Origin of the sequence: Micromonospora sp. NPDC048063 (assembly GCF_043202855.1) — a bacterium.
Taxonomy (GTDB): Bacteria; Actinomycetota; Actinomycetes; order Mycobacteriales; family Micromonosporaceae; genus Micromonospora.
This window is the reverse complement of the sequence record NZ_JBIDBG010000001.1, coordinates 23276-40708: the sequence shown is the minus strand read 5'-3', so window position 1 is coordinate 40708 and position 17433 is coordinate 23276. Positions and strand designations below refer to the sequence as shown.

General features: G+C 75.9%; 21 protein-coding genes. 12 read left to right on the top strand and 9 right to left on the bottom strand.

Annotated elements, in window-relative coordinates; translation table 11 throughout:
* Positions 1–226 precede the first annotated feature (226 nt).
* Genes ACGFZ2_RS00235 through ACGFZ2_RS00225 form a run of 3 tightly spaced genes read left to right on the top strand, consistent with a single transcriptional unit; the run spans position 227 to position 1781 of the window.
* Positions 227–598: a metalloregulator ArsR/SmtB family transcription factor gene (locus ACGFZ2_RS00235; protein ID WP_357461723.1), complete on the top strand. Its 372-nt coding sequence runs from the start codon at positions 227–229 to the stop codon at positions 596–598.
* Between the two features lie 56 nt (positions 599–654).
* Positions 655–1215: an NADAR family protein gene (locus tag ACGFZ2_RS00230; RefSeq protein ID WP_393448522.1), complete on the top strand. Its 561-nt coding sequence runs from the start codon at positions 655–657 to the stop codon at positions 1213–1215.
* 53 nt (positions 1216–1268) lie between these two features.
* Positions 1269–1781 carry an NUDIX domain-containing protein gene (locus ACGFZ2_RS00225; RefSeq protein WP_393266500.1) on the top strand — a complete coding sequence of 171 codons (513 nt, stop codon included), beginning with the start codon at positions 1269–1271 and terminating at the stop codon, positions 1779–1781.
* Between the two features lie 130 nt (positions 1782–1911).
* Here ACGFZ2_RS00225 and ACGFZ2_RS00220 read toward each other — a convergent pair whose 3' ends face one another.
* The 5 genes from ACGFZ2_RS00220 to ACGFZ2_RS00200 all read right to left on the bottom strand — a co-directional run bounded on the left by ACGFZ2_RS00220 (position 1912) and on the right by ACGFZ2_RS00200 (position 7227).
* Positions 1912–2451 carry an RNA 2'-phosphotransferase gene (locus tag ACGFZ2_RS00220; RefSeq protein ID WP_393266502.1) on the bottom strand — a complete coding sequence of 180 codons (540 nt, stop codon included), beginning with the start codon at positions 2449–2451 and terminating at the stop codon, positions 1912–1914.
* 61 nt (positions 2452–2512) lie between these two features.
* Positions 2513–3562, bottom strand: coding sequence for an aldo/keto reductase (locus ACGFZ2_RS00215; protein ID WP_393266505.1), 1050 nt, complete (start codon positions 3560–3562; stop codon positions 2513–2515).
* 184 nt (positions 3563–3746) lie between these two features.
* Positions 3747–5699 carry an ABC transporter ATP-binding protein gene (locus ACGFZ2_RS00210; RefSeq protein ID WP_393450170.1) on the bottom strand — a complete coding sequence of 651 codons (1953 nt, stop codon included), beginning with the start codon at positions 5697–5699 and terminating at the stop codon, positions 3747–3749.
* 287 nt (positions 5700–5986) lie between these two features.
* Positions 5987–6409, bottom strand: coding sequence for a RidA family protein (locus ACGFZ2_RS00205; RefSeq protein ID WP_393448519.1), 423 nt, complete (start codon positions 6407–6409; stop codon positions 5987–5989).
* Entirely contained in the window at positions 6406–7227 is an 822-nt protein-coding gene (locus tag ACGFZ2_RS00200; RefSeq protein WP_393266510.1) for an NAD(P)-dependent oxidoreductase, read from the bottom strand. Before ACGFZ2_RS00200 ends, ACGFZ2_RS00205 begins: the two co-directional genes overlap by 4 nt.
* Before the next feature lie 94 nt (positions 7228–7321).
* Here ACGFZ2_RS00200 and ACGFZ2_RS00195 point away from each other — a divergent pair, with 94 nt between their 5' ends.
* The 3 genes from ACGFZ2_RS00195 to ACGFZ2_RS00185 all read left to right on the top strand — a co-directional run bounded on the left by ACGFZ2_RS00195 (position 7322) and on the right by ACGFZ2_RS00185 (position 9321).
* Complete coding sequence (locus ACGFZ2_RS00195; RefSeq protein WP_393448516.1) at positions 7322–8215, top strand: LysR family transcriptional regulator; 894 nt, start codon at positions 7322–7324, stop codon at positions 8213–8215.
* Positions 8216–8266: 51 nt separating this feature from the next.
* A complete protein-coding gene (gene smpB, locus ACGFZ2_RS00190) occupies positions 8267–8761 on the top strand; it encodes an SsrA-binding protein SmpB (RefSeq protein WP_393448513.1) in 495 nt (164 codons plus the stop codon).
* Positions 8762–8928: 167 nt separating this feature from the next.
* A complete protein-coding gene (locus ACGFZ2_RS00185) occupies positions 8929–9321 on the top strand; it encodes an SCO5389 family protein (protein ID WP_393266516.1) in 393 nt (130 codons plus the stop codon).
* 89 nt (positions 9322–9410) lie between these two features.
* On the opposite strand, the gene ACGFZ2_RS00180 is transcribed toward ACGFZ2_RS00185, so the two are convergent.
* Complete coding sequence (locus ACGFZ2_RS00180; RefSeq protein ID WP_393448510.1) at positions 9411–10517, bottom strand: hypothetical protein; 1107 nt, start codon at positions 10515–10517, stop codon at positions 9411–9413.
* Positions 10409–11542, bottom strand: coding sequence for a transporter substrate-binding domain-containing protein (locus ACGFZ2_RS00175; protein WP_393448507.1), 1134 nt, complete (start codon positions 11540–11542; stop codon positions 10409–10411). Before ACGFZ2_RS00175 ends, ACGFZ2_RS00180 begins: the two co-directional genes overlap by 109 nt.
* A 214-nt stretch (positions 11543–11756) precedes the next feature.
* On the opposite strand from ACGFZ2_RS00175, the gene ACGFZ2_RS00170 reads away from it, so the two are divergent.
* From ACGFZ2_RS00170 to ACGFZ2_RS00155, 4 genes are read left to right on the top strand one after another with little or no spacing between them, the layout of a single operon-like run.
* Entirely contained in the window at positions 11757–12182 is a 426-nt protein-coding gene (locus tag ACGFZ2_RS00170; protein WP_393266523.1) for a molybdopterin-binding protein, read from the top strand.
* 44 nt (positions 12183–12226) lie between these two features.
* Complete coding sequence (gene modA, locus ACGFZ2_RS00165; RefSeq protein WP_393450167.1) at positions 12227–12997, top strand: molybdate ABC transporter substrate-binding protein; 771 nt, start codon at positions 12227–12229, stop codon at positions 12995–12997.
* Positions 12994–13806 carry an ABC transporter permease gene (locus tag ACGFZ2_RS00160; RefSeq protein ID WP_393266526.1) on the top strand — a complete coding sequence of 271 codons (813 nt, stop codon included), beginning with the start codon at positions 12994–12996 and terminating at the stop codon, positions 13804–13806. Before modA ends, ACGFZ2_RS00160 begins: the two co-directional genes overlap by 4 nt.
* Positions 13803–14867 carry an ABC transporter ATP-binding protein gene (locus tag ACGFZ2_RS00155; protein WP_393266527.1) on the top strand — a complete coding sequence of 355 codons (1065 nt, stop codon included), beginning with the start codon at positions 13803–13805 and terminating at the stop codon, positions 14865–14867. The genes ACGFZ2_RS00160 and ACGFZ2_RS00155 overlap by 4 nt, the downstream gene beginning before the upstream one ends.
* 115 nt (positions 14868–14982) lie before the next feature.
* Here the strand turns inward: ACGFZ2_RS00155 and ACGFZ2_RS00150 are convergent, their stop codons facing one another.
* On the bottom strand, positions 14983–15408 hold the full coding sequence (locus ACGFZ2_RS00150; RefSeq protein ID WP_357701938.1) for a type II toxin-antitoxin system Phd/YefM family antitoxin: 426 nt from the start codon (positions 15406–15408) through the stop codon (positions 14983–14985).
* Between the two features lie 165 nt (positions 15409–15573).
* On the opposite strand from ACGFZ2_RS00150, the gene ACGFZ2_RS00145 reads away from it, so the two are divergent.
* Both ACGFZ2_RS00145 and ACGFZ2_RS00140 read left to right on the top strand, forming a co-directional pair.
* Positions 15574–16359 (top strand): RNA ligase family protein, encoded by a 786-nt coding sequence (locus ACGFZ2_RS00145; protein ID WP_393266530.1) that lies wholly within the window; start codon positions 15574–15576, stop codon positions 16357–16359.
* Positions 16360–16669: 310 nt separating this feature from the next.
* Positions 16670–16882 carry a hypothetical protein gene (locus ACGFZ2_RS00140; protein WP_393448504.1) on the top strand — a complete coding sequence of 71 codons (213 nt, stop codon included), beginning with the start codon at positions 16670–16672 and terminating at the stop codon, positions 16880–16882.
* Here the strand turns inward: ACGFZ2_RS00140 and ACGFZ2_RS00135 are convergent.
* Complete coding sequence (locus tag ACGFZ2_RS00135; protein ID WP_393448501.1) at positions 16853–17428, bottom strand: GNAT family N-acetyltransferase; 576 nt, start codon at positions 17426–17428, stop codon at positions 16853–16855. The genes ACGFZ2_RS00140 and ACGFZ2_RS00135 overlap by 30 nt on opposite strands.
* Positions 17429–17433 lie beyond the last annotated feature (5 nt).

The window sequence follows — 17433 nt, the reverse complement described above, 5'->3', positions numbered from 1 at the left end:
CGACACCGGATGGACCCGGCGCCGCCGTCACGACGAGGATCATGGACCACGGGTGCGACATCGTCGCCGGGGGCCGGCGGCCCCAGGGGCGACGACCGCCGGCGCGGGGTGGCGCGGTTGGTCGCGGTCAGGGCAGCCCGGGCGTACGACCTGGCGTCGCGTCTCCGACACCGACCCGCGTTCATCAGGTCTCGCCTAATTAAGTTGAAGTTGATATAAATGACGGGTGCACGCCTTCGATGTGCTCGGCGACCCGGTGCGGCGCCGCATCCTCGAACTGCTCACCGACGGTGAGATGACCGCCGGTGGGCTGTGCGACGTGATCCGGCGCGAGTTCGGGATCTCCCAGCCCGCCGTCTCGCAGCACCTCAAGGTGTTGCGGGACAACGGCTTCGCCACCGTGCGCGCGGAGGGGACCCGACGGCTCTACGCCGTCGACCCCCGGCCCCTGCGGGAGGTCGACCAGTGGCTCGACCACTTCCGTCGGTTCTGGACGCCGCCCCTGCAGGCCCTCGCGACCGAGCTCGCCCGGGGCATGCGCGAACGGCGGCTACGCGGGCGGCCCGGCGACGCGCCCGACGACGACGGCGACCGCTGAGGGCGCCCCGGAGAACGTGCGGCGTTCTGTCGGAGCCGTCGGGCAGACTCTCCGGCATGTCGCCGCGATCCGTCGCCGCCCTCGTCGCCGCCACGCAGGCCGGCGAGAGGGTCCGCTACCTGCACTTCTGGGGCCACCGGCCGCGCCGCGACGGCGGCGTCGGGTCCGGCTGCCTGAGCCAGTGGTGGCCGGCCCCGTTCCGCGACGGCGGCCGGACGTATGCCACCGCCGAGCACTGGATGATGTGGCACAAGGCGATGCTGTTCGGCGACGCGGACGTCGCCGCCCAGGTCCTGGCGGCCGGGCACCCGCACCGCGCCAAGTCGCTCGGCCGCCGCGTGCGCGGATTCGACGAGGCGACCTGGGCGGCCCGGCGCTACGACATCGTGGTGGCGGGCAGCGTCGCCAAGTTCGGCCAGCACGACGACCTGCGGGCGTTCCTGCTGGCCACCGGCGAGCGGGTGCTCGTGGAGGCCAGCCCGGTGGACCGCGTCTGGGGCATCGGGCTGGCCGCCGACGATCCGCGCGCGGAGGATCCGCAGGCGTGGCAGGGCGCGAACCTGCTCGGCTTCGCCCTGATGGACGCCCGCGACGCCCTCCGCGCGGGCGGTTCGTGACCGCGGGACCGCTGCCGGGCGGCTCCGGAGCGGGGCGGGTAACGTCCTGCGGCATGACGGCCGCCGCATACTCCCACTGCTCCTTCTGCGGCATGGCCTACCCGGCGGCGGCCGGATGGCCGCGGGTCTGCGCGGCCTGCGGCGAGACCGTCTGGCGCAACCCGCTGCCCGTCGCGGTGGCGGTGCTGCCGGTCCGCACGGACGCGGGCCTCGGCGTGGTCGTCGTCCGCCGGGACATCGAGCCGGCACGCGGCCTGCTCGCGCTGCCGGGGGGCTTCATCGAGTACGGCGAGGAGTGGCAGGAGGCCCTGGTCCGGGAGCTGTGGGAGGAGACCGGCCTGCGCGCCGACGCCGCCGACGCCCGCCTCTTCGCGGTGCACAGCGCCCCGGCCGGCGGCACGATGATGGTCTTCGGGGAGCTGCCCGAGCAGCGGGCCGAGGCGCTGCCGCCCTCGGCACCCACCGAGGAGGCCACCGAGTGGCTGGTGCTCACCGAGCCGACGGAGTTGGCCTTCTCCACCCACACCCGGGTGCTCGCCGACTTCCTCGCGCAGCGGGCGGCCTGACCCGGGCCGGCACCGCGTTGCCTGCCCCGGTCGGCACCGCACTGCCTGACCCAGGCCCGGCACCGACGCGCGGCCTGACCGGGCCCCGTACCGTCCGGCGCCGGTTCGGTCGGGCTCGGGGCGTGGCCGGTCAGACCGCGAGGTAGCGGGCGGGCACCGCGTCGGTGAGCCAGACCCCGTTGGCGCTGCGGTAGAAGGCGTGCCCGTCGCGGGCCATCCCCGCCGCGTCCACCGTCAGGATCACCACGTCTCCCCGCCGGCGGGCGCCCACCTGCCGGGCGGTCGCCACGTCCGGTGACAGGTGGACGTGGTGCCGGCCGCCCCGGTGCAGACCGGTCGCCCGGATGGAGTCGAGGGCGACGCTGCTGGTGCCGTGGTAGAGCCGCGCCGGCGGCGGACACGGCGTGAGCCCCAGGTCGACCGGGATGGAGTGCCCCTGGTTGGCCCGGATCCGCTCGACGCCGTCGGGGCCGCGTTCGACGGCGAAACGCTGCTTGTCGTTGCCGGCGACGACGGCGTCGAGGTCGACGCGGCCGACCCGCAGCGCGGTGAGCAGGTCGTCGACCGGCACCCAGCCGGCCCCGTCGGGCACGAGGCCGAACCGGGCGGGCTGGTGCCGCAACGCCAGGGACATCCGCTTGCTCAGCCCCACCATCGCCCGATGATCCACCCCCGAAGTCTGCCTCCCCGAGCATGATCCGCGCCAGGCGATTGGGCGGGCAGGCCGGCGGTCAGGCGGCGGGCCGGTCGGCGGTCGGGCGGCGACGGCGGGCCGGGTCGGTGAGCGCCGGCGGGCGCCAGACGCCGTCCGGGGCGTACAGGTCGGTGCCGGGTGGGACGATCTCGTCGATCCGGTCGAGCGTGGCGTCGTCGAGGGTCAGCGCGGCGCTGGCGAGCAGCCCGTCGAGCTGCTCCATCGTCCGCGGCCCGAGGATCGCCGAGGTGACCCCGGGGTGGGCCACGGTGAACGCCACGGCCAGCTCGGGCAGCGAGCAGCCGACGTCCCCGGCCAGCTCGACCAGCCGCTCGACCGCCTGGTACTTGGCGGCGTTGCCGGGGATCGACGGGTCGAACCGGGCCGGAGTGAGCGCGGGTCGGCCGGCGGCCAGGTCGACGGGGCGGCCGTGGCGGTAGCGGCCGGACAGGAAGCCCGAGGCGAGCGGGCTCCAGACGAGCACCCCCATGCCGTACCGCTGGCAGACCGGGAGCACGTCGGCCTCGATGCCCCGGGCCAGGATCGAGTACGGCGGCTGCTCGGTGCGGAACCGGCCGAGGCCGCGCCGCTCGGCGACGTGCTGCGCCTCGACGATCTCCTCGGCCGGGAACGTGGAGCAGCCGAACGCCCGGATCGTGCCGGCCCGGACGAGGTCGCTCAGGACGCCGAGGGTCTCCTCGATGTCCGTGGTGTGGTCGGGGCGGTGCACCTGGTAGAGGTCGATCCAGTCGGTGTCGAGCCGGCGGAGGCTGTCCTCGACGGCCCGCAGGATCCAGCGTCGCGAGTTGCCGCCCCGGTTGCGCCCCTCCCCCATCGGGAAGTGCACCTTGGTGGCGAGCACGACGTCGTCCCGGCGGCCTCGCAGCGCCCGGCCGACGATGCGTTCGCTCTCGCCGGCCGAGTACATGTCGGCGGTGTCGACCAGGTTGACGCCGCGGTCGAGGGCGGCGTGGATGATCCGGACGCAGTCGTCGTGGTCGGGATTGCCGACCGCGCCGAACATCATCGTGCCGAGGGCGTGGACGCTCACCTCGATGCCGGTGCCGCCCAGGACGCGGTAACGCATGCTCGTGCTCCTCGTGTCGCCGCGCCCGGCGTGGGTCCGCCGGGCGTCCGGGCCACGCTAGGAATTCGAGTGCGCTGGAAGTCAACACGGGAGCCACCCGGACCGCCGGTCGGTCTCCGGTGCGCCGCGCCGCCGACGTCGGGCCGCCGGCCGGCGGACCGTACGGCCACGGCGGGGCGGCCGGTCAGCGGGGCAGGCCGTCGTCGGCCGCCGGGGAACGGGCGAGGTAGCCGCTGGCCTGCAGGTCGAACAGCTCCCGGTAGAGGCCGTCGGCCGACATCAACTCGTCGTGGGTGCCCTGCTGGACGAGCCGGCCCCGCTCCATCACGAAGATCTGGTCGGCGTGCCGGACGTTGGCCAGCCGGTGGGTGATCAGCACGACGGCCCGGTCGGGACGGCGACGCAGGTGTTGGAAGAGCGCGTGCTCGGCCCGCGCGTCCAGGGCGGCCGACGGCTCGTCGCAGATCAACAGGGCGGCGTGCCGGTAGAGGCCCCGCGCGGCGACGAGCCGCTGCCACTGCCCGCCGGAGAGGTCCTGTCCGTCCTTGAACTCGCGGTCGAGCAGGGTGTCGTACCCGAAGGGCAGGCCCGCGATCATGTCGTGCGCGGCCGCCGCCCGCGCGGCGTCGTGCACGCTGGGCCCCGGCCGCTCGGGCGCCCGGTCGTGCCGCCCGATGCGGATGTTCTGCCGGGCGGTGAACGGGAACTTCCACCAGTCCTGCGTCATCACCGCCACGTGTCCGCCCGTGGCCCGCGGATCCAGCTCGCGGGCGTCGACCCCGTCCCAGCGGACCGCGCCGCCGGTCGGCCGGTAGAGCCCGGCGATGAGCTTGGCCAGGGTCGTCTTGCCGGAGCCGTTCTCGCCAACCAGGGCGACCACCTGGCCGCGCCGCACGGTGAGGCTGACCTCGTCGACGGCCGGCCGCTCGGTGTCCGGGTAGCGCAGGCTGACGCGGTCCAACTCGACCGCGTCGAACCCGTCCACCGCCCGCCCGCCGCTGGCCGGGACCCGCGCCCCGGCCCGGTCGAGGAAGTCGCGGTAGTCCTGGTAGTAGAGGGCGTCCTCGTAGAGCGAGTTCGTGGCGAGGACCGCGACGTTGAGGCTCGTGCGGGCGGACTGGAGGGCGAACAGTGCGGTCGCGGCGGCGGCGAGCGCGACCATGCCGTTCAGCAGCAGCGCGGCGAGGACCGCGTAGACGCCGAAGGTGGCGAGGCCCGCGGCGGTCGCGCCGGCCACCCGGGTGGTGGTCTGCGCCCGGACGAGCCGCAGGTGGGCGCGGGTCTCGACGGTCATCATGGCGCGGTACTCGGCGAGCAGGAAGTCGCGCATCTGGTAGGACCGGACCTCGGCGGCCGTGTGCCGGTTGGCCATCAGCTGGGCCAGCATCCGCATCCGCCGCTGCCGGGTGATCCTGGCCAGCATGGCCAGATACTGCCGGCGGGCGATCCGGACGGCGGTGGCCGCCTGCGGCACCGCCGCGAGGAGCAGGCAGGGCAGCAGCACCGGCTGGATCACCGTCACCGCCACCGCGGTGGCGAGCATCCCCACCACCCCGGTGACCAGGTTGACGGTGTGGTCGACGATGTAGGCCGCCTCGCCCATGCCCCGGTCCCGGGCCCGGTCCATCTCCTCGGCGAACCCGGCGTCGTCGAACGCGGCCAGGTCGACCGCCGTGGTGGCCTCGAAGAGCCGCAGCTCGACCTCGTAGTTGATCTGGGGCGTCAGCCGGGCCTGCGCCCAGCCGGCCGCGATCGTCAGCCCGCCCCGCGCCGCCACGGCCGCCGCCGCCAGGGTCAGCGCCGGCAGCGCGGCGCGGACGCGGTCCGGGGTGGGCCCGGCGGTGAACAGCTCGCGCAGGACGCTGGTCGTGGCGAGCAGCCCGAAGGTGGTCATCACCCCGGCGGCGACGTTCAGGCCGATCGAGGCGACGGTGTCCCGGCGGCTGGTGGACCAGGCCAGCGCGACCGCCTCCCGGACCAGCCGGGGCAGTCGGCGGGCGACCGCCCAGAAGCTGGTGTGGGCGAACTCCCGCGCGTGGTGCATCCAGTCCGCGTCCTCCAGCTCCGGCAGCAGCGCGGTGGCGGAGGCGTCGTCGGGGTGGTCGTCCTCCCCGGACGGCTGGCGCTGGCGGGTCATCGACTCCACGGACGCTCCTCGGGCGGCGGGGCTGACCGGATGCCCCGCCGGGCGGGGTGGCCGTGACGCGTCCGACCGGCGAGGACCGCCCGAGACTACTGGCTGCGATCGCACGATGTCTCCACGTGTTCGGCGTGTCGAACGAGCGTGCTAACGGCGTGTCGCGGGGCCGGCCCGCGCCACCGCCCGGCTGGTCCGGCGACGCCCGGCCCCTACGGTCGGCCCCGGGTGCCCGCGACCACGCACGCCGGCCCGGCCACCGCCGGAGGTGACCGGGCCGGCATGGATCAGGCCGCGGCGCCCGGGCCGGTGACGGCGGCCGTGATCTCCACCTCGATCAACGCGCCCGGCAGGAAGAGGCGGTTCACCTCCACCGTCGTGCTGGCGGGCGGGGGCGTGGCGGTGAAGAGCCGACGCCGGACCGAGGCGTACCCGGGCAGGTCGCCGAGGTCGGTCAGGAACGTCCGGATGTGCAGCACGTCCGCCAGTCCCGCGCCGTGGGCCGACAGCACGCCGCCGACGATCTCGAAGATCCGTTCGGACTGCGCGACGATGTCGCCCGGCCCGACCAGGTGGCCGGCGTCGTCGACGGCGACCTGGCCGGCGAGCACCAGCAGGGCGCCGCCGGGCAGGTCGAGGCGGGCCACGTGGGCGAACCGGTCGCCGAACGGCGCCGCGACGGCGGGCGGGTTGTCGAGGGTGAGGTTCACGAGCGCTCCAGGCTGACGAGGGTGGCGATGTCGGTGGTCGGGTCGGGGGCGGCGTCGAGCACGGTGCGGGTCGCCCGGACCAGCGGGGCCGCGGTGGCGCCGAGCGCGGCACGGGCCAGGTCGAGGTCCTTGCGGGCGAGGGCGACCGGGAAGTCGGCGTCGCGGGCGGCGGCCCGCCCGAGCACGCCGCCGAGCGGACCGCCGGCCAGCGCGTCGAGGGCCGCGGCCGGGTCGACGCCGACGGCGCGGGCGACCGCGAGGGTGTCGGCCAGCCCGCCGAGGGCCACGAGCAGCGCCGTGTTGAGCACGAGCTTCAGCGCGGCCCCGCTGCCGGTGCCGCCGCAGTGGCGTACGGCGCCGAGCGCCGCCAGGACGGGGGCGACCCGGGCGACGGCGGCGTCGGTGCCGCCGGCGAGCACCCGCAGCCGGCCGGCGCGGGCGGCGGCCACGCTCCCGCCCACCGGGGCGTCGACGAGGTCGACGATGGCGGGCAGCCGCGTCGCCAGGTCGTGCACGGCGGCCGGGCCGATGGTGGACATCTCGACCAGGCAGGCGCCCGGTGGCAGGGCCGGGACGGCCCCGTCCGGCCCGAACAGCACCGCCTCGACGGCGGCGGCGTCGGTGAGCATCGTGATGGCGACCTCGGCGTCGTGGGCGGCCCCGGCCGGCGTCCGGGCCACGTCCGCGCCGGCCTGCCCGAGCGGGGCGGCGCGGGCGGCGGTGCGGTTCCACACCGTCACCTGGTGGCCGGCGTCGAGCAGGCGCAGGGCGATCGACGCCCCCATCCGCCCGGTGCCGAGTACGGCGATCTTCGTCATGCGGGAAACCGTAGGCAGCGCGCTGCCATGCGACCAACGAATCTTTCCGATGGCCGCCATGCGGGTGGTGCATGGGTTCGCGTACGCTCGCGGGATGCAGCCGCTGGCCCTGGAGGTGTTCCGGACGGTGGCCCGGCACAGCTCGATCACGGCCGCCGCCCGCGAGCTGCGCTACACGCAGTCGGCGGTCTCCCGGCAGGTCGCCGCGCTGGAGGCCGACCTCGGCGTGGCGCTGTTCGACCGCCTTCCGCGCGGCGTCGCGCTGACCGAGCCGGGGCGGTGCCTGCTGCCGCACGCCGACGCGGTGCTGGAGCGGCTGGCCACCGCGCACCGGGACCTCAACGCGCTGCGCGGGCTGGGTGGCGGCCGGCTGCGGGTGGGCGCGTTCCCGACCGCGATGGCGGCCCTCGTGCCGCGCGCGCTGGCCGGATTCCGGGAGGCACACCCGCGGGTGGCCCTGTCGGTGGTGGAGGGGCGGACGCCGGACCTGCTGGAGCTGCTGCTCGCCGGCGACGCCGACGTCGCCGTGGTGAGCGCGCCGCCCGACCGCCCGCTGGACCCCGGGCGCTTCGACCTGCACCACCTGCTCGACGAGCGCCTGCTGGTCGCGGTCGCCCGGCAGCACCGGCTGGCCCGGCGCCGCACGGTGCGCCTGGCGGAGCTGGCCGACGACCCGTTCGTCGCCGGGTCGCCCGGCGGCGAGGACCCGTTGATGCGCGCCACCATGCCGCCCGACTTCCGGCCCCGGGTGGACATCGTCGCCGCCGACTGGACCGGCAAGCTGGGCTGCGTGGCGGCCGGTCTCGGGGTCGCGCTGGTGCCGGCGCTGGCGGTCCGGGCCGCCCCTGCCGACCTGGCCCTGCTGCGCCTGCACGCCGACGACGCGCCGGCCCGCCGGGTGTACGCGGCCACCGCCGCCGGGCGGCACCACCCGCCCGCGGTCGCCCGCCTGCTCGCCGGCCTGGCCGGGGAGGCCCGCCGGCTTTGAACGAAACACCGGGCCCGTCGCCCGGGGCGCCGGGCGGATATCCTCCACCGGGTGAACGCGGGCCGGCAGACCGAGCGCACGCTGATCGCCTCGAACAAGAAGGCGCGGCACGACTACACGATCCTGAAGACCTACGAGGCGGGCATCGTGCTGGCCGGCACGGAGGTCAAGTCGCTGCGCGAGGGCCGGGCGTCGCTGGTCGACGCGTTCGCCCAGGAACACGACGGCGAGCTCATGCTGCACGGCCTGCACATCGCCGAGTACGGCTTCGGCAGCTGGACCAACCACGCGCCCCGACGGACCCGCAAGCTGCTGCTGCGCCGGATGGAGATCGCCCGGATCCTGGAGAAGACCCGCGAGGGCGGGCTGACCCTGGTGCCGCTGTCGATGTACTTCGCGGGCGGCTGGGCGAAGGTCGAACTCGCCCTGGCCAAGGGCCGGAAGTCGTACGACAAGCGGCAGGCGCTGGCCGCGCGGGACGCCGACCGGGAGATCGCCCGCGAGCTGGGCCGCCGCCTCAAGGGCCGCACCACCCGGCGGGGCTGACCGCCGCCACCACCTCTTCCCTGGTTCGCCGCCTGCGGTGCCCTCACGTCACGCTGCGTCGCCGCGGCGCGCCTGTCGGTGCTTGACGGGGCGTCGCCGCCCGTGGTCTGCTCGACGCGAGTCGGTAATGGCAATCGTAGTCATTATCAGTGAGCCCGAGGAGAAGCATGTCTCTCACCGTCTCCCCCGCCCTGCTCGACGCCGCCGAGCGCGGCCCCGTCGACGACACCGAGTTCATCGCCTGCGTCCGCGACTCGCTGCCGTACGCCTGGCAGACCGTCAGCCGGGTGGTCGCCGAGCTGGAGTCCACCGGCACGGACCACGCCGACAACGTGATCCCGCCGCCCGGCGACGCCGAGCGCGGCCAACTGCTGCGGGCGCTCGCCAGCGACGCCATCCGGGCCGGGCTGGAGCGGCACTTCCAGGTGAAGCTCGCGTTCCAGAACTGCCACCGGGTCGCCGCGTTCCGCCCGGCCGCCGTCGACTCCGACGCCTACCGGCGGTTCGTCTCCGCCCGGGGCCAGCTGCTCAACCAGTCCCCCGAGCTGCGCAACTGCTGACCCGCCCGGTCGCGCGACCGCGGGCGGGACGGGACGCCGTTCCGCCCGCCGGTCGACGGACCGGCCCCGGACACGCGGCCCGCGTCGGGTCAGCGGGGGCCCGGGGAGGGCGGCGCGGGCGGGGCGGCGGGACCGGGGGCCGGCAGGCGGCCGAGGCAGCGCGGGTCCGGCCGGCCCACCGGCTGCCGGGGGATCATCCAGTCCAGCGCCGTCTCCTCCACCGGCCAGCCGTACACGTCGACCCGGCTGACCGGGATCCGCCCGGGATCGGGGCAGAGCCGCTGGCCGCGTACCAGGTCGTTGGGCAGGAATCGCACCTCGCCCCGAGCGTCGAGCACGATCGTCATCCGGTCGGTGACGGTGACCGCCTGGCCGCGTACCACCTCCCGGGCCGGGCCCGACTCAGCGCCGACCTCCACGGCGACGGCGGGCAGCAGCGGGACCCGCAGGAAGACCACCCCCATCACCAGCGGCACCACCGCCGCCACCGCGTACGCCAGGGTGCGGGTCAGCGCCGGGGCGACCGGGCGCGGCACCGGGCCGGTGAGCACCGCCGCCCCCAGCGGCGGCACGACCAGCAGCAGGGCCGTGGCCAGCTCCCCGTGCCGGGCGGCGGCCAGGACGGCCGGCGCCAGGCACGCGTAGCTCGCGGCCCCCGCGACGACGGGCAGCAGCAGGCCGGTGACCAGGAGCCGGCGGGGCCGGTCCGGGTGGCGCAGCCGGGTCCGCAGCGCCAGCAGCCAGAGGGCGAGCATCAACAGCAGCGGCAGGAACCGCAACTGCCAGGTGAGGGCCGCCAGCGCGATCGCCGCCACCAGGACCCAGCCGGGGGTACGCACGGTGCCGTAGGCGAGCAGCGAGCGTTCGGGGTCGAACCGGTCAGGCGCGCTGACCTGGAGCAGCCGGCCGAGGACGGCCAGCACCAGCACGACGAGCGGAAACGCCCACACCAGCGCGATCAGCAGGGCGCTGAGCAGCCCGAGCGGGCTGACGTACTGCACCAGCAGCAGCATCGTCGGCATGTCCTGCCGGCTGAGCCGCCACAGCCGCAGCACGAGCAGCAGCACCGGGAACGCGGGCAGCAGCGTCAGCAGCCACTGCTGCGCCTGTTGCGCCTGCTTCGTGCCCGGGCGGCGGTCCGGACGCCCGACGGCGGCCGGCTCGGAGACGGCAGCGCCCATCTCTCCCACGGCCACTGCCGCACCTCCACCTTCTCCTCGGGCTCCGGCTGCCGGCCGACCGCCACCTGCTGCGGGTTGCTGTACTGCTGCTCCGAGGCCAGATAGCGGTCGAACGCCGCCTTCCACCGGTCGCCGTCCGGGCCCTTCGCCGACTGGTAGAGGGAGAGGTTGACGAGGTCCCGCATCGCCGGGTTGGGCCCCGTGTTCACCCCCCACTTCTCCGCCGCGTCCGCGCCGATGTCCCAGTGCCGCAACTCCGTACGCCGCAGCAGCTTCGTCGCCGGCGGCAGCTCGCCGGGCGGACGCGGGCCCACGAAGCCGGCCAGGATCGCCGCGTCGGTGGTGACGGCGTCGACCTCGCCGTCGTAGAGCGCCTGGACGCACTGGCTGATCCGGTTGCGACCGATCGGGTTCGCGCCCGCCTCGCGCAGGCGCTGCTCCGAGGTGGACGTCCCCAGCGTGCAGACCTTCGCCTTGTCGAGGTCCCGCAGGCTGGCGACCTGCCGGCGGTCGGACGCCCGCGTCAGCACCGACTGCTCGGTCTCCAGGTAGGGGAAGGAGAAGACCACGCCCTGGTCCCGGCGCTCCTCGGTGATGCTGTAGGAGGCGATGACCAGGTCGACCGTGACAAAGCTGCCGTCGGTGTCGCGGGCCTGCCGTCGGGCCCGGTCCTCGCTCTCGATCGGCAGCAGCGTCACCTCCGGCGCGTCGAAGCCCAGGTCCTCGGCGATCATGTAGGCGATGTCGATGTCGAAGCCCTCGAACGCGCCGTTCTCCAGTTTCTGCGCCACCCCGGGCTGGTCGTCCTTCACCCCGATGAGCAGCCTGTCGCGGTTGGTCAGCCCGGCCCGCTCGCGCAGCTCGTCCCAGGTGGGCGGGCCGCTGGCGACGATCACCCGCACCGCGGCGACCGCGACCACCACCAGCAGGAGCAGCAGCGCCGCCAGGCGCACCTGCCGGGACCGCGACATGCCACCGGACGCCGCCGCCACGGCCGGCAGCCCCGGCGAGTCGCCGCCGGTCTCCTTGTCCTGACCCAACTCGGCCTCCCGGTCGCCGCCCGCGCGAGCCCTCCATTGTGGTCCACGCCGCACCGCCGCGACAGTACGGAAAGCGACCGACACCGCCCGTGTCGACGCCCCGGGTGATGCGTGCCGCCTCTCGCGAACGCCAGGGCCAGCTGCCCAGGAGGCGGCAATCGCGAGGGCAGAGGGGGCCAACTCATCGCATCTGCCGGATGGTTAGGATGGGCCGGTGACGACGTTCCGCATCGGCGAGGCGGCCGAGCTGCTCGGGGTCAGCGCCGACACCGTGCGCCGGTGGGTGGACGCCGGCCGGCTCACCGCCGGCCGCGACGAGCACGGGCACCGGGTGATCGACGGGGTCGACCTCGCCGCGTTCGCGCGTGGGCAGGCCGCCGACCCCGACGAGCGGTCGGACTCCTCCTCGGCCCGCAACCGGCTGCGCGGCATCGTGGTCAACGTCGTCAAGGACACCGTCATGGCGCAGGTCGACATCCAGGCCGGGCCGTTCCGGATCGTCTCGCTGATGAGCCGGGAGGCCGTCGACGAGCTGGACCTGCGGGTCGGCTCGCTGGCCGTCGCGGTGATCAAGTCGACCACGGTGGTGGTGGAACGGGCCACCACCCCGGCCAGCAGCAAGGGAAGGCAGACATCGTGACGGCGACACCTCGGCCACGGCCCGGACGCCCGGGCCGGCGCTGGCTGCGTACGGTGGCGGCGGTGCTCGCCCTCGCGGGCCTGGCGGGCTGCGGCGGCGAGGGCTCGGCCGCCGGGGGCCCGGCCGGCGGCACGGGCGTCGGCGGCACGGTGACGGTGTTCGCCGCGGCCTCGCTGACCGAGTCGTTCACCCGGCTCGGCCGGGACTTCGAGGCGGCCCACCCGGGCACCACCGTGGTCTTCAACTTCGCCGGCAGCTCGGCGCTGGCCGCCCAGATCAACCAGGGCGCGCCGGCCGACGTGTTCGCCGCGGCGGCGACGCGGAACATGGCCACGGTCACCGAGGCCGGCAACGCCGACGGCGACCCCGCCGTCTTCGCCCGCAACCAGCTCGTCGTCGCCGTGCCGAAGGGCAACCCGCGCGGCGTGACCGGGCTGGCCGACCTGACCCGCCCCGGGCTGACCGTCGCGCTCTGCGCCGAGCAGGTGCCCTGCGGCGCGGCGGCGCGCACGGCGCTCGACGCCGCCTCGGTCAGCCTCACCCCGGTCACCCTTGAGCAGGACGTCCGGGGCGCGCTGTCGAAGGTGCGCCTCGGCGAGGTCGACGCGGCCCTCGTCTACCGCACGGACGCGCTGGCCGCCGCGGCCGACGTGACCGCCGTCGAGTTCCCCGAGTCCGCCCGCGCCGTCAACGACTACCCGATCGTGGCGCTGCGGGACGCGCCCAACCGGGACGGCGGGCGGGCCTTCGTCGCGTACGTCCGCTCGGAGCGAGGGCGGACGGTGCTCACCGAGGCCGGCTTCCAGGCACCGTGAGGCGGACCGACGGCGTGCGGCGACGGCGGGGCACCGGGGTGCCGGTCGCGTTGCTGCTGCCGGCCGTGCTCGGCCTGGCGTTCCTCGTCCTGCCCCTGGTCGGGCTGCTGGCCCGTACGCCGTGGGCCACCCTGCCGCAGCGGCTCACCGAGCCGGGCGTGCTCACCGCGCTGCGGCTGTCCCTGCTGACCGCCACCCTCGCCACCCTGCTCTGCCTGCTGCTCGGGGTGCCGCTGGCGTGGCTGCTGGCCCGCGTCGAGTTTCCCGGCCGCCGCCTGGTACGCGCCCTCGTCACCGTGCCGCTGGTGCTGCCGCCCGTGGTCGGCGGGGTGGCGCTGCTGCTGGTCTTCGGCCGGCGGGGGCTGCTCGGCGGCTGGCTCGACGCGACCTTCGGGATCACCCTGCCGTTCACCACCGCCGGCGTCGTGCTGGCCGAGGCGTTCGTCGCGATGCCGTTCCTCGTCATCGCCGTCGAGGGCGCGCTGCGCGGCGCGGACCGCCGGTACGAGGAGGCGGCGGCGACCCTCGGCGCGGGCCGGTGGACGACGTTCACCCACGTCACCCTGCCCCTGGTGGCCCCCGGCCTGGCGGCCGGGGCGGTGCTGTGCTGGGCCCGGGCGCTCGGCGAGTTCGGCGCCACCATCACCTTCGCGGGCAACTATCCCGGCCGGACGCAGACCATGCCGCTGGCGGTCTACCTGGCGCTGGAGACGGACGTGCAGGCCGCCGTGGTGCTCAGCCTCGTCCTGCTCACCGTCTCGGTGGCCATCCTGGCCGGGCTGCGCGACCGCTGGATCACCAGCCCGTGAGCGCGCCCCTGCTCGACGCCCACCTCGTCGTGGACCGGGGCGGATTCCGCCTCGACGTGCCGTTGCGGGTCGCCGCCGGCGAGGTCGTCGCGCTGCTCGGCCCCAACGGCGCGGGCAAGACCACCGCGCTGCGGGCCCTCGCGGGCCTGCTCCCCCTGACCGCCGGCCACCTCACCCTCGACGGCGTCGACCTGGACCGGCCGGCACGGCGCGCCTGGACGCCGACGGAGCGCCGACCCGTCGGCGTGGTGTTCCAGGACTACCTGCTCTTCCCGCACCTCACGGCCCTGGACAACGTGGCGTTCGGGCCGCGGCGGCACGGCGCCGACCGGCGCACCGCCCGGGAGACCGCCCGCGCCTGGCTGGACCGGGTCGGCCTGGCCGAGCACGCCCACCGCCGGCCCCGGCAGCTCTCCGGCGGGCAGGCGCAGCGGGTGGCGCTGGCCCGCGCGCTCGCCGTCGCGCCGGCGCTGCTGCTGCTGGACGAGCCGCTCGCCGCCCTCGACGCACGCACCAGGCTGGACACCCGGGCCGAGCTGCACCGGCACCTCGCCGCGCACCCGGGGGCCACCCTGCTGGTGACCCACGATCCGCTGGACGCCCTGGTGCTGGCCGACCGGCTGGTGATCGTCGAGGAGGGACGGGTGGTGCAGGAGGGGGACGCCGCGACGGTCACCGCGCGGCCCCGCACCGACTACGTGGCCCGGCTGGTCGGGCTGAACCTGCACCGGGGCCGCGCCGACGGGCACCGCGTCCGGGTCGCCGACGGGCTGACCCTCACCGTCGCCGACCGGATCGTCGGGGACGCGTTCGTCGCCTTCCGGCCGTCGGCGGTGGCCCTGCACCCGTCCCGGCCGGAGGGCAGCCCGCGCAACACCTGGGCGGCGACGGTGGCCGGGGTGCAGCGGCACGGAGACAACCTGCGGGTGCGGCTCGACGGGCCGGTCGAGGTGGCAGCGGACGTCACTCCGGCCGCCGCCGCCCAGCTCCGGCTGGCTCCGGGGCAGCCGGTCTGGGCCGCCGTCAAGGCGGCGGAGACCCACGCGTACCCGGCCGTCTGACGACGCCAGCGGGACACGGCGCCGCCGCGCGTCACGGCGGCGCTGGCGTCACGGTACGGTGCCGCCAGTTGTCACGGCGCGGGGCCGCCGGCGACACGGCGCGGGGCCGCCGGCGTCAGGGCGCGGGGTCGGCGGCCAGCAGGTCGGCGTGGGCGGCGCGCAGCCGGGCGAGGTCGGGGTCGCTGCCCGGCCGGACGCGGCGGTCGAGCTCGGCCCACGCCTCGGCGAGGGCGGCGGTGACCGCGCGCAGCTCGGCGGAGTGCCGCCGGCTGCTGCGCCGGTGCGCCTCGTCGAGCCGGCGGGCCCAGCCGGCGGTCACGGCGGCGAGGCGGTCCGCGTCGGCGCGGGCCTGGGCGGCCGTGCGGGCGGCGGCGGCCGGCACGATCGCGGCGACCGGTCGGGGATCGCCGTCGCGGGTGACGACGGTGACGGCGTCGGTCAGCTCGGCCAGCGCGACGAGCTGGGTGAACCGGGTGCGCGCCTCGCGCAGCGGCACCGAACGCGGCTGGTCGGTGTGCGGGGTGAGAGCGGGGACAGCCATGGATGGATGGTCGCCGCCGGGTACGACATTTCCGCCCGCCGACGGTCCAAGGTGGACGCGACGGATCGGAAAATGCCGCGAGGCGCCCCGTCGCGGGCGGTTACGCTGCCCGCCCGGCGCCGCGCCGCAGCCCGGTGCGGCGGACCTGCCACCCAGGAGGATGCCGTGTCCAGCCTCGACGTCCGGACGGTCGACCTGCGGGCCATCAACTCGCTGACCAAGTACCCGTCGATCCCGACCTACCACGCCCTCGACCCCCGCGACGGCGGGCTGTTGGCGGAGTGCGTCGAGTTCACCGGGCCGGTCACCCTCACCGAGAAGATCGACGGGACGAACGCCCGGATCGTCGTGCTGCCCGACGGCGCGTACCTGATCGGCAGCCGGGAGGAGCTGCTGTACGCGCGCGGCGACCTGATCGGCAACCCGGCGCTCGGCATCGTCGACGCGCTGCGCGACGTGGCCGAGCGGCTGACCGGCGCGGCGGCCGACGACCGGGTCACCGTCTTCTACCTCGAGGTGTACGGCGGCAAGGTGACTGCCGCCTCCCGGCACTACACGGCCAGCCGCCAGGTCGGGCACCGGCTGTTCGACGTGGCGGTGCTGGACGACCCCGCGCCGATGCTCTCCTGGCCGGCCCAGCGGATCTCGGCCTGGCGCGACGGCGGCGGCCAGCGCTTCCTCGGCGAGACCGACCTCGTCGCGCGGGCCGACGCGCTGGGCCTGGCGACCGTGCCCCGCCTCGCCACCGTCGCCGCCGGGGAACTGCCGCGCGAGATCGACAAGACCCACACGTTCCTCGTCGACCACCTGCCGCGGACCACGGTGGCCCTGGACGGGCCGGCCGGCCGGTCCGAGGGGCTCGTGCTCCGCGCCGCGGACCGCTCGGTCATCGCCAAGGCGCGGTTCCAGGACTACGAGCGCACGCTGAGGCGCCGCGAAGGCCGGCGCTGACCCCGGCTCGGCGGCGCGCCCCGTACGCGCCGCCGACCCGGCCCCGCCGCAACTCGCTTGCACCGCCGGGCACGCCGGGCCACGATCCCCTGACTGATCCGGGCGCCGGGCGCACGCCGCAACGTGCGACCCGGCGGGGCGACGTACCAGGAGACGGGGTGGCCAACGTGCGGAGCGTCCACGAGCTGACGGTCGGGATCGACGCGCGGGCCGTGGTGCTCGTCGAGGGCAGGAGCGACCGGGTCGCGCTGGAGACCCTCGCCGCCAGGCGGGGCCGGGACCTCGACGCCGCGCGGTCGGCGTGGCCGGGGTGCGGAAGGTCATCGCCGCCGAGGGTGAGCTGCGCACGTTCCAGCTGTTCCAGCGGCAGCCGGCCCAGCAGGGGCGCGCCGTCGAGGCGCAGCTGCGCCGGTTCCTCGGCACCCGGTCCGGCCGCAAGAGCGCGTACGCCAAGCTGCTGGTGCGCGCGCTGGAGCCGGACCGGGTGCCCCGCTCACTCGACGCGGTGCTCGCCCACGTCTGACCGGCGGGCCCGCCACTCGGGCGCCAGCACCGACCACACCTGAAGGTCGATCCGCCCGTCCGGGCCGGGGTAGACCTCGCGCAGCGTCCCGTCGTGGCGCATGCCCAGCCGCTTGGCGGTGGCGATGCTGCGGGCGTTGCGGGCGTTGGTGCGCCACTCGACCCGGTGGATGCCCCGCTCCTCGACGGCCCAGTCGACGATCCGCTCCGCCGCCCGGCTGACCAGCCCGTGGCCCTCGGCGGCGGGCTCCAACCAGCAGCCCGCCTCGCAGACGCCCGTCGTCGTGTCGAGCGAGACGAACAGGACCCCGCCGACCAGGGTGCCCTGCCGCCAGAGGCCCCAGATGCCGCCGGCGCCGCGCGCCCACCGGTCGGCGTGGCGCTGGAGCACGGCCCGGGCGGAGTCGAGGTCGGTGGCCACGAACGCCGGCGACACCCAGGGCGCGATGTGCTCGCGGGCCCGGTCCAGGTGGGCGAGGAACTCCTCGGCCCGCCAGGGTTCGAGGGGACGCATCTCGACGTCCTCGGTCAGGGACAGGGCGAACACGTGAC

Bases quoted from the DNA above. Each gene is read 5' to 3' on its own strand.
- ACGFZ2_RS00210 (WP_393450170.1), bottom strand. From the start codon at position 5,699: ATGACCCGCCAGCGCCAGCCGTCCGGGGAGGACGACCACCCCGACGAC.
- ACGFZ2_RS00215 (WP_393266505.1), bottom strand. From the start codon at position 3,562: ATGCGTTACCGCGTCCTGGGCGGCACCGGCATCGAGGTGAGCGTCCAC.
- ACGFZ2_RS00230 (WP_393448522.1), top strand. From the start codon at position 655: ATGTCGCCGCGATCCGTCGCCGCCCTCGTCGCCGCCACGCAGGCCGGC.
- ACGFZ2_RS00200 (WP_393266510.1), bottom strand. From the start codon at position 7,227: ATGACGAAGATCGCCGTACTCGGCACCGGGCGGATGGGGGCGTCGATC.
- ACGFZ2_RS00195 (WP_393448516.1), top strand. From the start codon at position 7,322: ATGCAGCCGCTGGCCCTGGAGGTGTTCCGGACGGTGGCCCGGCACAGC.
- ACGFZ2_RS00225 (WP_393266500.1), top strand. From the start codon at position 1,269: ATGACGGCCGCCGCATACTCCCACTGCTCCTTCTGCGGCATGGCCTAC.
- ACGFZ2_RS00185 (WP_393266516.1), top strand. From the start codon at position 8,929: ATGTCTCTCACCGTCTCCCCCGCCCTGCTCGACGCCGCCGAGCGCGGC.
- ACGFZ2_RS00150 (WP_357701938.1), bottom strand. From the start codon at position 15,408: ATGGCTGTCCCCGCTCTCACCCCGCACACCGACCAGCCGCGTTCGGTG.